General features: G+C 74.5%; 12 protein-coding genes. 11 read left to right on the top strand and 1 reads right to left on the bottom strand.

Annotated features, from left to right (window positions below):
• Positions 1–22: 22 nt before the first annotated feature.
• Positions 23–1,648, bottom strand: coding sequence for a COG1470 family protein (locus GGE06_RS10555; protein WP_184930677.1), 1,626 nt, complete (start codon positions 1,646–1,648; stop codon positions 23–25).
• A gap of 848 nt (positions 1,649–2,496) precedes the next feature.
• Between GGE06_RS10555 and GGE06_RS10560 the strand changes: the two genes are divergently transcribed.
• The 11 genes from GGE06_RS10560 to GGE06_RS10610 all read left to right on the top strand — a co-directional run bounded on the left by GGE06_RS10560 (position 2,497) and on the right by GGE06_RS10610 (position 14,086).
• Positions 2,497–4,077 carry a phage tail sheath family protein gene (locus tag GGE06_RS10560; protein WP_116163169.1) on the top strand — a complete coding sequence of 527 codons (1,581 nt, stop codon included), beginning with the start codon at positions 2,497–2,499 and terminating at the stop codon, positions 4,075–4,077.
• A gap of 68 nt (positions 4,078–4,145) precedes the next feature.
• Entirely contained in the window at positions 4,146–4,589 is a 444-nt protein-coding gene (locus GGE06_RS10565) for a contractile injection system inner tube protein (protein WP_030693830.1), read from the top strand.
• Complete coding sequence (locus GGE06_RS10570) at positions 4,589–5,011, top strand: hypothetical protein (RefSeq protein WP_116163167.1); 423 nt, start codon at positions 4,589–4,591, stop codon at positions 5,009–5,011. The genes GGE06_RS10565 and GGE06_RS10570 overlap by 1 nt, the downstream gene beginning before the upstream one ends.
• Positions 5,008–5,160 carry a DUF6760 family protein gene (locus GGE06_RS10575; protein WP_167346856.1) on the top strand — a complete coding sequence of 51 codons (153 nt, stop codon included), beginning with the start codon at positions 5,008–5,010 and terminating at the stop codon, positions 5,158–5,160. Before GGE06_RS10570 ends, GGE06_RS10575 begins: the two co-directional genes overlap by 4 nt.
• Before the next feature lie 2,577 nt (positions 5,161–7,737).
• A complete protein-coding gene (locus GGE06_RS10580) occupies positions 7,738–8,076 on the top strand; it encodes a hypothetical protein (RefSeq protein ID WP_184931001.1) in 339 nt (112 codons plus the stop codon).
• Between the two features lie 36 nt (positions 8,077–8,112).
• Entirely contained in the window at positions 8,113–8,550 is a 438-nt protein-coding gene (locus GGE06_RS10585) for a phage tail protein (RefSeq protein WP_116163163.1), read from the top strand.
• 1 nt (position 8,551) lies between these two features.
• The gene (locus tag GGE06_RS10590; protein WP_116163161.1) at positions 8,552–9,292 is read left to right on the top strand and encodes a CIS tube protein; all 741 of its coding nucleotides are present in this window, start codon (positions 8,552–8,554) and stop codon (positions 9,290–9,292) included.
• Positions 9,289–11,103: a VgrG-related protein gene (locus tag GGE06_RS10595; protein ID WP_116163159.1), complete on the top strand. Its 1,815-nt coding sequence runs from the start codon at positions 9,289–9,291 to the stop codon at positions 11,101–11,103. The genes GGE06_RS10590 and GGE06_RS10595 overlap by 4 nt, the downstream gene beginning before the upstream one ends.
• 19 nt (positions 11,104–11,122) lie before the next feature.
• Positions 11,123–11,521: a gp25 family contractile injection system sheath assembly initiator gene (locus tag GGE06_RS10600; protein ID WP_116163157.1), complete on the top strand. Its 399-nt coding sequence runs from the start codon at positions 11,123–11,125 to the stop codon at positions 11,519–11,521.
• A 10-nt stretch (positions 11,522–11,531) separates the two neighbouring features.
• Positions 11,532–13,520 (top strand): putative baseplate assembly protein, encoded by a 1,989-nt coding sequence (locus GGE06_RS10605; protein WP_116163154.1) that lies wholly within the window; start codon positions 11,532–11,534, stop codon positions 13,518–13,520.
• A complete protein-coding gene (locus GGE06_RS10610) occupies positions 13,517–14,086 on the top strand; it encodes a phage tail protein (protein ID WP_116163152.1) in 570 nt (189 codons plus the stop codon). Before GGE06_RS10605 ends, GGE06_RS10610 begins: the two co-directional genes overlap by 4 nt.

Below are 14,086 nucleotides of genomic sequence, written 5' to 3' on the forward strand. Positions count from 1 at the left end.
TCGGCCCGTTCGCGTCACCGGCTCACATCACGCTGCCGCCGACCATCTTGTGCAGGGTGTTCCAGTCGACGGTGCCCGTCGCGGTCAGGCCGACGGCCGCCTGGTACTCGCGGATGTGGTCCTGGACGCTGCTGCCGTTCCGGGTGGCCGTCACCTTGCCCGTCCGGAGGTTGTCGATGCCGGCCCGGGCGTTGGTGCGCGCCACGTCGAGGTCGTGGTCGCTGAAGTTCCGGTTGTACGCGTTCCAGAAGGCGGCCATCAGCTGGGTGTTCTCCATGGTGCTGCTCCCCGGCTTCACCTCGTCGGGCGTGATGCCCTGGGCCCAGAGGGAGACGAGGGTGGAGCGCCCGAGGGTGCCCTCCGTGTCGTGGTCCAGGATCTCTCCGGAGTTCTTGCCGTTCTCGACGGCGTCGTTGACGACGGCGCGCTGGTAGCAGGCGATCGAGTCGCGGGTCGCCCTGTCGATCACACCTCGCGACCAACTCCCGGAGAGCTTGCAGGCGTTGTTCATGGCGGCGAGGCGCTCCTGCGCGTACTCGACGACGAGGTCCTTCGGGTCGCCCTGGACCCAGGGGGGAAGGGTCTTCGTCTGGGCGGGCGGGGGCGGGGGCTGCTGGTTCCCGCCGTCGCCGGAGCCCGGTCCCGGGTCGGTGGGCGCACCTCCGCCGGATCCGCCGCCGGTCGTCCCGCCACTCGGGCCGCCGCCGGCACCGTCGTCCGTACCGCCGTCTCCGTCGGCCGGCGGGCGGGTCCCGTCGAGCGGCGGGGGCTGGTCGCCGGGCGGCTTCCCACCGGGCGTGGGACCGCCGTTCGCGCCGGGCGGGGGCGCTGCGGGCAGCTCGTTCCCGCCGCCCTGCTGCGCGGGCCGGGGCGCGCCGGTCGCCTGGATCTCCTTGGCCGCGCTGACGATCTTCGGGGAGAAGCCGAACCAGAGCACGGCGAAGGCGATGGCGGCGGTCACGAGGAGTCCGCCGGCCACGACGAGCCAGTTCCCGAAGACGGGCCGCTGGTCGTAGGTGGCCTCCAGGTCGAGCGCGGTGTCGTCGCCCGCCCGGCGGACGGCCACGGTGAAGCGGTGCGACTCCTCGGAGCCGGTCCAGCGCACGGCCTGCGGCCGCACGGTGAGTTCCCCGAAGGCGGCGCGGCCGGGGGCGATCTGCACGGCGTTCGGCCGCAGGTCGAAGGTGAGCCGGTTGGCCTCGTCGCGGGCGATCAGGGACGCGGTCAGGGGGGTGTTGCCGAGGTTGTCGACGGCGATCCGGGCCCGGCCGCGGAATCGGCCGATGAGCGCGGGCGGCAGCAGCTCGGCGCGGGTCTCGGTGAAGGGCGTGACGGTCAGCCGGCCCTCCAGCACGTCACGGGCGCCGACGTTCTCCCTGGGGTCGACGCGGACGCCGTACGCGAGGGGTCCGGCCTCCACGTCCGAGGAGCGGGGCGGGGCGAAGGTGATCTCGGCGGTCCCCTCGCTGCCCGGGTACAGGCGGAGGACGTCCGGCTCCACCCGGGACCAGCCCGAGGGTTTGCCGACGAGGGAGAGCCGGTACTCCTCGACGGTGTCCCCGGTGTTGCGCACCCGCAACCGGGCGGAGGTCCGGGCCCCCGGCTCGATGGTGACATCGGCCGGGTCCAGAGAGGTCCAGATGGTCATGGACGCAGGGTAGGGCGGTGGGGGTGGGCCAAGGCTGCCCGAAAGTCCCGGTGCGAGGGCAACGCGAGCTGCCCCGACGCCCTTGGGGGGGCGGTCCGGCACGGGGGGCCGGGCACACGGGCGGGGTGCGCCTCCGGCCCTACCCTCGCACGCCGGGGCCCGGTGTCAAGGGGCCTGGGTGTCCCGGCCGCCGGTACGGCTCCGAGAGCCGCGACCGCACCGGCGGGGGAAGGTCCGGCCCGGGGAGCGTGACCGTTGGGGCATCCCCCGCTGCCCTCGTGAGCGCCCCTTCTTCCCTGGTCGGGTCGGCCGGGGTTCGGCGAGAGTCGTCATCGTTCGGCCGAGGTCCACGAGGGAAGGGGAGGGCGAGCACGATGGAGTCGACGCACCGCGACAAGCCCGGAGCGGTCCGGAGCGACCGCCCGGTCACGCGCCCTGCCCGGGAGTCCCTGCCGACGGACCCCGCGCGGCGCGCCGCGACCGGCGGGACGGCACACCCGGCCCCGGGAGCGGCGGCCGCGCCGCAACGGGCCGTGGGGAACGCGGCGTTCGCGGCTGCGGCGCAGCGCGACGCACCCGTCCACGGCGCGGGCTGCGGCCACGCTCCCGGGGAGGGCGGGCTGTCGAGCAGGTCGGTCGTGAGGGCCGGCCGGGCGAGGTGCACGCACTCGACCGGAGGCACACGGGGGCCGCGCAGACGAAGAACAGCACGATGTTCCCCCCGTGGATGCCCACGGACCACGTGCGCGCGCTGATCGCGCTGCACAAGTCCGGCGACACCGTCCACCCGGTCAGGAACACCTGACCCCTCCCGCACGCCCCACCCTCTCCGAAGGAGCAGTCTCCGCATGCCCACCTACCTGTCCCCCGGCGTCTACGTCGAGGAAGTCGCCAGCGGCTCCCGGCCCATCGAGGGCGTCGGGACCTCCGTCGCCGCCTTCGTCGGACTGTCGCCGACCGGACCGCTGAACGAGCCGGTGCTCGTCACCAACTGGTCGCAGTACGTCGCGTCGTTCGGTGACTTCACGGACGGGTACTACCTCGCCCACTCCGTGTACGGCTTCTTCAACAACGGCGGCACCGCCGCGTACGTGGTGCGGGTGGGCGGCGGGGACGCCCAGGGCGCCACGGAGCCCGTCGGGGCGGCCGCCGCCGCGCCGCGCGAGCTCGTCGCCGGTGAGGCCGTCGCGCTCGGCACCTTCCGGGTCGCGGCCATCGCCGCCGGGTCCGAGGCGGGCGGGGCGCTCACCGTCGAGGTGCAGGACGTCGAGGGTGAGGCCGAGCGGTTCAAGCTGGTCGTCAAGGACGGCGAGAAGGTCGTCGAGAGCTTCGACGCCTCCGCGAAGAAGAGCGCCCGCAACTACGTCGTCGCGCAGGTCAAGCAGCGCTCCAAGACCATCGTCCTGGAGGAGGCCGTGGCCGGCGGGCAGCTCGCCAGGCCCGACGCCCAGACCGTCACCCTCGCCCCGCCGGCGCAGGCCCCCGCCCCGGTCGCGGTACGCGCCGACGCGCCCGCCGCCATGGAGTCCGGGCAGTTCATCGGCGACTCCGCCGACCGCACCGGTTTCGGCGGTCTCGAGGCCTTCGACGAGATCAACATGGTCGCCGTGCCGGACCTGATGGCGGCCTACCAGCAGGGGCTCATCGACCTGGAGCAGGTCAAGGCCGTCCAGCTCGGCCTGATCGCGCACTGCGAGCTGATGGGCGACCGGATGGCGATCCTGGACCCGCCGCCGGGGATGAACGCCCGGGACATCCGCAAGTGGCGTCAGGAGACGGCCGGTTACGACTCCCGGTACGCGGCGCTCTACTACCCGTGGATCAAGTCGTTCGACCCGGCCGGCGGCCAGACCCGTACGGTGCCGCCGTCGGGTCACATGGCCGGCGTCTGGGCCCGCAACGACGCCGAGCGCGGTGTCCACAAGGCGCCCGCCAACGAGATCGTGCGCGGCGCGGTCGACCTGGAGCTCCAGATCACCCGCGGCGAGCAGGACCTGCTCAACCCGATCGGCGTCAACTGCATCCGCGCCTTCCCGGGCCGCGGCATCCGGGTGTGGGGCGCCCGGACGCTGGCCTCCGACCCGGCCTGGCGGTACCTGAACGTCCGCCGCTACTTCAACTACCTCGAGGAGTCGATCCTCGTCGGGACGCAGTGGGTCGTCTTCGAGCCCAACGACCAGTCGCTGTGGGCCCGTATCCGCCGCAACATCTCCGCGTTCCTCGTCAACGAGTGGCGCCAGGGCGCCCTGTTCGGCCAGCGCGCCGAGGACGCCTTCTACGTGAAGTGCGACGCGGAGACCAACCCGCCGGAGTCGGTGGACCTCGGCCGGGTGGTCTGCGAGATCGGCATCGCGCCCGTGAAGCCGGCGGAGTTCGTGGTCTTCCGGCTCTCGCAGTTCCAGGGCGGCGGCGGCGAGCTGGAGGAGTAGTCCCCGTTCCGCCCGGCCCCGGCCCCGCCCGTACCCCTTCCCACCCCTCATGAACAGGAGTGACCCGCATGTCCCTCGACACCGGTGACGCCCTCACCACCCACAATTTCGGCCTGCAGATCGACGGCGTCATGGTCGAGACCCTGCAGGAGATCAGCGGCCTCACGATGGAGCAGGACGTCATCGAGTTCCAGCAGGTCTCGGCGGACGGCAAGCCGATCATCAAGAAGCTTCCCGGCGTGAAGAAGGCCGGCGAGTGCACCGTGACCCGCGGCGCCACGCAGTCCGCCGCCTTCACCGAGTGGATCTCCGCCTCCATCGCCGGCGACATGGGCTCGGCCCGCAAGGACGCGTCCATCATCTTCCTCGACTACCAGCTGACCGAGGTGAAGCGGTACAACCTCCGCAACGCCTGGTGCACCAAGGTCGAGCTGAGCTCCACCAAGGCCGGTGACGCGGCCGCCCTGACCGAGCAGGTCACCATCACCTTCGAAGAGCTGACGCTCGGCTGATGCGACGCGAAGGATCGGCGGGGGCGGCGCAGTCGGACCGCCAACAGGAGCCGCTGCGCACCGAGTTCGAGTTCGAGCTGCCGCGCGGCTTCGTCGACGAGGCGGGCACCGTGCACCGGCACGGGGCGATGCGGCTGGCCACGGCCCGGGACGAGCTGCTGCCGCTGCGGGACATCCGGGTCCGCGAGAACCCGGCGTACCTGTCCGTGGTGCTGCTCGGCCGGGTCATCACCCGGCTCGGCACGCTCCCGTCGGTCCACGACGGGACGGTGGAGAACATGTTCGCCTCCGACCTGGCGTTCCTCCAGGACTTCTACCGGCAGATCAACGCGGAGGGCCACACCAGGGCCGCCGTCGCCTGCCCGCACTGCGAGGAGTCCTTCGAGGTCGAGCTGGCCGGGAGCCGCCTGGGGGAATCGTGACGTACGCGGCCGACCGGATCGAGGAGGAGACCGCGTACCTCGCCTTCCACTTCCACTGGGGCATGGACGACATCCTCGACCTGGAACACGCCGACCGGCGCAGGTACGTGGCACAGGTGGCCTCGCTGGTGGAGCGGTCGCAGGCATAAGAGCGGTACGGGGAAAGGAGGTTGGAGAGGATGGGCATGTTCGAGAAGTGGCGGGCGCGGAGGTCGTCCGGAGCGGAGTCCGCGACGGAGCCGGTCACGGAGTCCGCCGCGCCCGCGACGGCGCCGGGGGACGCGTGGCTCGGGCTGCCGCCCGTGCAGCGCGTCCTCGACGGGACTCCCCGCACCATCGCGTCGCACGGCTTCGCCGCGTCGCTCGCCACCCACTGGAACCCCTCCTTCCAGACCGACCTCGGCCACGGCGCGGTCCCGGACGCGCCCGGAGGCGTACTCCTCGACGCGGTACGCCCCGTCCGCCCGCCGTCGGGCACCCCGGCCCCGGAACTCCCGGGCCTGCGACTGCCGGTGGCGGGACAGGCCGCGGCCGCCTCGTCGCCGATCCAGCGCGCACCCGAGGCCCACGCCGGACGGAGCGGGCAGACGCCCCGACGGGGCCGGAACGAAACGGCTGCGGCCGGGGTCCGGCCTGATGGAGCTGCCGCGGTCTCGGCCTCCCCCGGGCCCGCGCGGGTACGGGGTGAGGGGCCGGCTCCTGTACGGGGTCGGGCGGCGGCTCCGGAACGCGGCGCCGCGACCGGTGGGACCGCTTCTCCGGCTCGGGGCGAAACGGCGATTCCCGTACGGGGTCAGGAGACCGCGCCCGCCCAGCGGAAGGCCTCCACGCCAGCGCGAGGCAACCCGTCGGCTCCGGCCCGGAGCAGGGCGGCCGACCAGACCGAGGGCAGCACGGCCCCGGTACGGAACCAGGCGCCCGTCCAGGCACGGGGCGGGGCCGCCGGTCCGGCTGAGGGCCGTACGACTCCGGCACCGGACGGGGCAGCGGCCCCGGTACAGGGTCGCGCGTCCACCCCGGCACGGGGTAGGGCCGCTGATCCGGCTGAGGGCAACACGACTCCCGCACGGGGTGAGGCTGCGGCCCCGGTACAGGGTCGCGCGTCCACCCCGGCACGCAGTAGGGCCGCCGGTCCGGCCGAGGGCAGCACGACTCCCGCACGGGATGAGGCTGCGACCCCGGTACAGGGTCGTGCCTCCGACCCGGCACGCAGTAGGGCCGCCGGTCCGGCTGAGGGCAGCACGGCTCCCGCACGGGGTGAGGCTGCGGCCCCGGTACAGCGCGCGGCGTCCGCCCCCGCACGGGCCGACGCAACCGCCCCCGTACGGAGCGACGCGGCTGCCTCTTCGGTGCGGGGTGAAGCGGCCGCCCCGGTTCGCGGCCACTCGGCCGCCCCGCCGCAGAGCGGCAGCACCCCGCCCGCGTCCCGTCCCCAGGCGGTTCAGCGTGCCGCCGCGACCGCCCCGGTCCGGTCCGCCGCGCCCTCCCGGCGCGAGGCCGTCGGCACCCCGCGCGGGGCGACGCCTGCCGCGGGCGCGGCGCCCTCCGGGCCCGTCCGGCCCGCACCCGCGCGACGCTCGCCGCTGGTCTCCGCCCGGCCCGTACAGCCTCCGCGCCGCCTGGCTCCGGCCGGTGCCGCGAAGCCGACCGGAGCACCCGGTCCCACCGCCCCTGCCGGTGCGACGCCCACGGTCGCACCCGACGACGCCGCGCCGGAGGCCCCGCGCCCCGGGCGGCCCCAGAACGTCCCGGGCCCTGGTTCCCCCACCGGGCCCGGGACTCCCGTCGGCACGCCCGACACCCCGGTGCAGCGCCGTCCCCCCGTACGGCGTTCGCGTCGCGCGCCGGGGGCCGACTGGAGCACGGTGACGACCACACCGTCGCCGACCCAGTCGACCCCGGCCGCGCCGGCCAAGGCGGTAACCCCAGCCCCTTCGGCATCCCCGGCAGCACCTGCAAGCCCAGTCGCTCCGGCAACCCCTGCGGCTCCAGTCGCTCCGGCGCTGCAGGCGGCTCCCGCGCACCCGGGCGCTCCCACAGCCCCGCCCGCCAAGGTCGCTCCGACCGCTCCCGCCGCCCTGGCCACCCCGGGCACTCCTGCCGCCCCCTCACCCCGAACGAACCCCGCACCCACCACCGCGTCCCTCCCCCCGGCGCACCCCGGGAACCCGGCCGCCCCGACCCCCCGGGCGACCGAGCCGCACCGCGCCCCCGCAACACCCCCGGTCCGGCCGGGCCTCGGCGCGCCCGTCCAGCGCTCCCTCACCGACTCGCCCACGCCTCAGACCAAGCCCGCACCACGCCGGTCCCCGATCGGGGCACCGGTCACTCCTCCCTCCGCCCCTCCGGCGCCGGCACCCCTTCTCCCCACCCCGGCGCCCTCCCAGCCCCCGGCCCCCACCTCAACAGCCCACCCGGTCGAACCGCCCGTAGCCCCGCCCGCTCCGGTACGGGCCGCGCCCCTCCCCGTCGTCACCCTCGCCGACCTCCCCCGCGCCACCGCGCCCACCGTCCAGCGGCGTTCCGCCCGGCCGCTCGCCACCACCCGGCCGCTCGCCCCGAGCATCCCGGGGACCGCGAGCACGCCCGCCGGCACGCCTCCCCCGGCGACCGTCCCGCTCTCCCGCCCGGCCTCTCCCCTGGCGACCGTCCCCCTCTCCCGCCCGGCCTCACCGCCCGCCGGCACCGCCGTCCAGCGTTCTGTCGTCCCCCTCGCCTCGCCGGCCGTGGCGCGGCCGACCGCCCGGCCGGTGGTCGTGCAGCGCCAGAGCACGCCCGCTCCCACGCCGCCCGCTCCTCCTCCGGCACTCCCCGTCCCGATCCAGCCGACCGCCGCCGCCCCACCGCACGCAGCCCCCCGCACCACCACGGTCGCCCGTACCGCGACCGCCTCACCGCCCGCGCGGCAGCCCACCACCGAGACGACTGCCGCTCCCGCACCCGAATCGCCCACGCACCTCGACGAGTTGGCCCGGCGTCTCGTCACGCCCCTCTCGCGTCTCCTGCGCGCCGAGCTCCGTGCCGACCGCGAGCGGGTGGGCCGGCTCCGCGACCACGGCCACTAGCAAGCACCCCCGATCCGCCTACCGAGAGACCCGCCCATGCCCACGCAGCTGGACCCCGCATCCACCGTCTTCTTCAAGCTCACGATCGACGGCCAGGACCTCGGCCTGTTCAACGGCTGCGACGGCCTGTCCTCCGAGGTGGAGGTGGAGCAGCGCCGGGAGGGCGGAAACAACGGCTTCGTGTGGCAGCTCCCCACCCGGGTGACCTTCTCCACGATCCGCCTCACCCGTCCCCTCACCCCGGACACGGCGAAGGTCGCCGCCTGGATATCGTCGCTCGCGACGGGCATCACGCGACCGACGGCGCAGATCGCGGCGCTGCGCGCGGACGGCTCGACGGTCGCGCAGTGGGGGCTCGTCGAGGTGCTGCCGGTGCGGTGGACGGGGCCGACGCTGGACCCGTCCAGTCCGGCCGTCGCCACCGAGACGCTCGAGATCGCGCACCACGGTTTCACCGACGCGGGGGGCGCCTGAGATGGCCGGGATCATGGGCGCCCTGGCGGCCCGGGGGCTGTCGCGTGCCTCGCTCGCCGTCCATCAGCCGCCGACGGATCTCGGCGGCTCGATGGGCGGGCGGATCGGCGAGGTGAAGTTCCAGTTCAACCCGGACCAGTTGGAGCTGAGCCGGTCGGCGAACTGGCACACCGAGCCGGCCGTCGCGTACACCCGTGGCGCGCCGCCGAAGTTCACCGGCAGCGAGCCCGCCCGGCTCCAGCTGGAGGTGTTCCTGGACCGGTCGGACGATCCGTCGTCGAACGACGTGCTGCAGCAGGTGGAGCTCCTGCTGTCCTGCTGCGAGGTGACCCAGCAGAGCATCGGTGCGAAGGCGCCGTCGCCGCCGTGGGTGGAGTTCTCGTGGGGGTCGTTCTCGACGGTGCGGTTCGTCGCGTACGTGACGTCCGTGTCCGCGACGTACACCCTCTTCAGTCCGAGCGGCATCCCGATCCGTGCCACCTGTTCCCTCTCGCTCACCGAGGTCGCCACCGCGACCAAGAAGCAGAACCCGACGTCCGGCGCGCTGTCGGCCCGCAAGGCGCACCGCACGGTCGCCGGGGACTCGCTCGCCTCGCTGGCCTGGCGGGAGTACGGCGACGCGACGCGCTGGCGGGTCATCGCCGAGGCGAACGGCATCGACGATCCGATGCGGTTGCGCCCGGGCACGGAACTGCTGCTCCCGTCCACCACCGACATGCCGGAGACCGAGGGCGCCTCATGAGCGAGAAGACCTTCACCACCGTCCTCCACGTGCAGCTCGACGGCACGCCGCTCCCGGACCCGCTGGCGGTCCGGCTGACGGAGGGCTGGGTGGACGCCAGTGTCAACGTCCCGTCCGCGTTCCAGCTGACCTTCAGCGACAAGGACGGGACGCTCACCGAGAAGTTCCCCTATCTGAAGGTGGGGGCGATGGCGGTGCTGTCCCCGTTCACCGACGGGCGTCTCGGCGAGCCCATGCTGACCGGTGAGGTCACCGCCGTGGAGGTGGACGCGGCGCCGGGGCACGGGCGCTATCTGATCCTGCGGGGCTACGACCCGGGGCACCGGCTGCTGCGCAACCGGCGGGTCGAGGGCTACCCGAACATGACGGCGTCCGACATCGTCCGGAAGCTCGCCGCGCTCAACCGCATCCCGCTCGGGAAGGTCGAAGCGACGCCCACGGTCTACGAGTTGGCCACCCAGCCCAACATCACGGACTGGGACTTCCTGTCCCGGCTGGCCCGGGAGAACGACGTCCGGCTCTCCGTCGACGCGGCGGGCCGGCTCGGCTTCGCGGCGCTGCCGCCGGCCTCCTCCGCGCCCGCCGACACCACGCCGGCCGCGGCCAGCCCGTACGTCCTGGACTTCGGCGCGAACACGCTGCACAGCCGGGTGTCGGTGACGGCCGCCGGGCAGGTGGGGAGGGTGGACGTGCGGGGCTGGGATCCCCGTACGAAGCAGGCGCTGTCCTCGCCGACGCCCGCCGCGGCGAGCCGGGACATCGTCTCGGACATCACTCCGGCGCAGCTGTCGGCGCCGTTCGGCGCGGCCGAGCTCGCCGCCACCGGGACGCCGTTCACGACGCAGGCGGAGGTCGCGCAGGCGGCGGCCGCGCTCGCCGACGACGTCACCGGTTCGTTCGCGGAGGTGGAGGTCGCCGTCACCGGCAATCCGTCGTTGAAGCCGGGGCAGCCGGTGGCCGTGAAGGGTGCGGGGTTCCCGTTCGAGGGGCGTTACACCGCGACCGGGGTGCGTCACGTCTTCGCGTCGGGGCGGCAGTTCACCACGTGGCTGACCGTTTCGGGACGGCAGTTCCGGTCGCTGTACGGGACGGCCTCGGGCGGCGGGGAGCCGGCGCCGCCCATGCCGGGCGTCGCGGTCGCACTGGTCACCAACACCAAGGATCCGCTGTCGCTCGGCCGGGTCAGGCTGCGCTTCCCGTGGCTGTCGGCGACGTACGAGAGCGGCTGGTGCCGGGTCGCCCAGCTCGGTGGGCGCGGCGGCGGGGGTCTCGTGCTGCCCGAGGTGGACGACGAGGTGCTGTGCGCCTTCGACCGGGGCTCTCTTGAACACCCTTACGTCCTGGCGGGGTTGTACAACGGCGTCGACCGGCACACTCCGGCCACGGACCGGGTCGCGCCCGTCGATCCGACGAGCGGCCGGGTGCAGTGGCGTGCGCTGACCTCGCGCACCGGGCACACCGTGGAGCTGCGCGAGGAGGGCGGCCGGACGCGTGCCTCGCACGGCATCCGGCTGCGGACGTCGAAGGGCGGGCTGAGCGTCGAGCTGAACGAGGCCCGCACGACGCTGACCATCGACAGCGACGGCACGGTCACGATCAGCGGGGCCCGGGGGGTCACGGTCGAGTCGGGGATGGATCTGACGCTCTCCGCCGCCGGGAAGATCCGGCTGGACGCGGGGCTCGGCGTGGACATCAAGGCCGGGGCGAAGTTCAAGGTCTCGGCGCTGACCCAGGCCGTCGTCAACGCGCCGGCGTTCGTGACGTCGACCGTCCCGATGCCCAACCCCGTCGCGGCGAACCTGCCGTTCTGAGCAGAAGGAGGAGGCGGTCATGAGTGAGCACTTCGTCGGTGCGGGCTGGGGCTTTCCCCTGCGCACCGGGCCGAGCGGCTCCATCGCCCTGGTCCGGCGCGACCGCGAGATCGAGGAGTCGATGCGTCTCGTGCTTGCGACGGCGCCGGGCGAGCGGCCGATGCGGCCCGAATTCGGCTGTGCCGTCCATGAGTTGGTGTTCGCCCCGGTCAACGACGCGACGATGGGCCGGGTCCGGTACGAGGTGATGTCCTCGCTCGACCGCTGGGAGCCGCGGATCGAGGTGGAGGACGTCGCGGTCGCCCCCGCGCCCGGGGAGCCGACCACCCTGTACATCGACGTCCGCTACCGGGTGCGCGGCGCGAACAACCCGCGCAACCTCGTCTTCCCCTTCTACGTCATCCCCTCCGAGGACTGAAAGAGCCGCCATGGCCCTGCCCGCACCCCATCTCGACGACCGCCGATTCCAGCAGTTCGTCGACGACGCCAAGCGCTACATCCAGCAGGCGTGCCCCGAGTGGACCGACCACAACGTGTCCGATCCGGGCGTCACCCTGGTCGAGGCCGTCGCGCACATGGCGGACCAGCTCGTCTACCGGCTCAACCGGGTCCCGGAGAAGAACCACCTGGCCTTCCTCGACCTGCTCGGCGTGACGCTCTTCCCGCCCGCCGCCGCCCACGCCGACATCACCTTCCGGCTCTCCGCACCGCAGCCCGAGCCGGTGCTGCTGCCCGCCGGCACGGAGGTGTCCACGGGGCGCACGGAGACGGAGGAGGCGGTCGTCTTCGCGACGACGGCCGATCTGACCGTCGTCCCCTGCGAGTTGACCCGGCTGCTGCGGCAGGAGGCCGGGGGCACGCCCGAGGACCGGTCGCAGGACATCGTGGGCGGGGACGACGTCCCGGCCTTCTCCCCGCTGCCGCGCGTCGGCGACGCGCTGCTGCTCGGGCTCTCGGCGGCCGTGCCGGACTGTGTGCTCGTCCTCGACCTGGACAGCCGGGTGGACGGCGTCGGCGTGGACCCGCGCCGCCCTCCGCTGCTGTGGGAGGCCTGGTCGGCGGCGGAGGGCTGGGTCGCGTGCGAGGTCGACGAGGACTCCACGGGCGGGCTCAACCGGCCGGGCGAGGTGGTGCTGCACATGCCGTCGGGGCACGCGGTCTCGCGGCTCGGCGGGCACGAGGCGGGCTGGGTGCGCTGCCGGGTCGTGGACCCGGTCGAGGGCCTGCCGTCGTACAGCGAGTCGCCGACCGTACGGGCGGCGGCGGCGTTCACCATCGGCGGTACGGTGCGGGCGGCGCACGCCGAGGCCGTGCGGGACGAGCGTCTGGGCGAGTCCGAGGGCGTCCCGGGCCAGCGGGTACGGCTCGCGCACGCCCCGGTCGTGGACCGGCCGCCGCTGCTCCTCCAGGTCGCCGAGCGGGCGGACGCCGGCGGGGACGAGGAGGACCCGGAGGCCGGCTGGCAGGAGTGGACCGCCGTCCGCGACTTCGCCTCCTCGCGCCCCGGCGACCGGCACTACACCCTGGACGCGACGACCGGCGAGATCGCCTTCGGCCCGTCCGTACGCCAACCGGACGGCACGCTGCGGCAGTTCGGTGCCGTACCGCCGAAGGGCGCGGCGATCCGCGCGGTGCGGTACGGCACCGGCGGCGGCCGGGCGGGGAACGTGGCCCGCTCCACGATCACCGTGCTGCGCAGCTCCATCCCGTACATCGCGCGCGTCGAGAACCGCGAGGCGGCGCGGGGCGGGGTGGACGGGGAGACCGTCGAGGAGGCCAAGTCCCGCGCGCCCGTGACCCTGCGCGCGCAGGAACGGGCCGTCACCGCCCGCGACTACGAGGAGCTGGCCCGACGGGCCGCACCCGAGGCCGCGCGGATCTCCTGCCTGGCGGCGGACGCGGCCGAGGCGGGCGACAACGCGGTCCGGGTCCTCGTGGTGCCGCAGGCGGTGCCGGACCGGGGCGGGCGGCTGCGCTTCGAGCAGCTCGTCCCGGGCGACGAACTCCTGTCCCGGGTCACGGGTTTCCTCGACGAGCGGCGTCCCCTGGGCACACGGCTCGCCGTCGGCCCGCCGTTCTACCAGGGCGTGACGGTGGTCGCGACGCTGCACTCGTTCCGGGCGGCCGAGGCGGAGCGGGTGCGCGCCGAGGCGCTGGACACGCTGTACGCGTACCTGGACCCGCTGACCGGCGGCGCGCACGGCGAGGGCTGGCCGTTCGGGCGCCCGCTGCGCGCCGGGGAGGTCTTCGCGGCGCTCCAGCGGGTGCCGGGCGTGGAGCTGGTGGACGAGGTGCTGCTGCACCCGGCGGATCCGCTGACCGGCCGGCGGGGTGAGGCGACGGACCGGATCGAACTGGCGCCGTCCGCGCTGCTGTTCCCGTTCGACCACCGCGTCCGTGTGATCGAGGCGCGGTGACCGGCTCCTCACGGGGTACGGTCCCGGGCCTCGCGACCCCGTACCCGCTGGGGGCGGCGCTGCCCGCCGTCTACGCGGAGGACGACTTCGGGCAGCGGTTCGTCTCCGGCCTGGACGTCGTCCTCGCTCCCCTGTTCAACGTCCTCGACTCGCTGGAGGCGTACTTCACGCCTTCTCTGGCCCCCGCCGACTTCGTGGACTACCTGGCGACCTGGGTCGGTGCGGAGCTGGACGGCAGCGAGCCGCTTCCGCTGCGCCGCCACGCGGTCGCCTCGGCCGTGGCGCTGCACCGGGTCCGCGGCACCCGGCAGGGGCTCGCGGCGGCGGTGCGGCTCGCCTTCGGGGTCGCCCCGGAGATCACCGAGAGCGGCGGTGCGAGCTGGTCCGCCCGCCCGCTCGGCCCGTTCCCCGGGGCGCCCGTGGCCGGGCTGCACGTCGTCCTGCGGGTCGCCGACCCCGCCTCGGTCGATCCGCACCGGCTGCGGGCGGTCGTGGCCGCGGCCCGCCCGGCGCACCTGCCGTTCACCGTCGCGGTGACCACTTCCCGTACAGCAGAAGGAGCATGA

It is taken from the genome of Streptomyces nymphaeiformis (assembly GCF_014203895.1).
Classification (GTDB): Bacteria; Actinomycetota; Actinomycetes; order Streptomycetales; family Streptomycetaceae; genus Streptomyces; species Streptomyces nymphaeiformis.

Excerpts from the sequence above, each read along its gene's own strand:
- GGE06_RS10565 (WP_030693830.1), top strand. The coding sequence starts at position 4,146 with ATGTCCCTCGACACCGGTGACGCCCTCACCACCCACAATTTCGGCCTG.
- GGE06_RS10590 (WP_116163161.1), top strand. The coding sequence starts at position 8,552 with ATGGCCGGGATCATGGGCGCCCTGGCGGCCCGGGGGCTGTCGCGTGCC.
- GGE06_RS10600 (WP_116163157.1), top strand. The coding sequence starts at position 11,123 with ATGAGTGAGCACTTCGTCGGTGCGGGCTGGGGCTTTCCCCTGCGCACC.
- GGE06_RS10595 (WP_116163159.1), top strand. The coding sequence starts at position 9,289 with ATGAGCGAGAAGACCTTCACCACCGTCCTCCACGTGCAGCTCGACGGC.
- GGE06_RS10560 (WP_116163169.1), top strand. The coding sequence starts at position 2,497 with ATGCCCACCTACCTGTCCCCCGGCGTCTACGTCGAGGAAGTCGCCAGC.
- GGE06_RS10570 (WP_116163167.1), top strand. The coding sequence starts at position 4,589 with ATGCGACGCGAAGGATCGGCGGGGGCGGCGCAGTCGGACCGCCAACAG.
- GGE06_RS10585 (WP_116163163.1), top strand. The coding sequence starts at position 8,113 with ATGCCCACGCAGCTGGACCCCGCATCCACCGTCTTCTTCAAGCTCACG.
- GGE06_RS10555 (WP_184930677.1), bottom strand. The coding sequence starts at position 1,648 with ATGACCATCTGGACCTCTCTGGACCCGGCCGATGTCACCATCGAGCCG.
- GGE06_RS10605 (WP_116163154.1), top strand. The coding sequence starts at position 11,532 with ATGGCCCTGCCCGCACCCCATCTCGACGACCGCCGATTCCAGCAGTTC.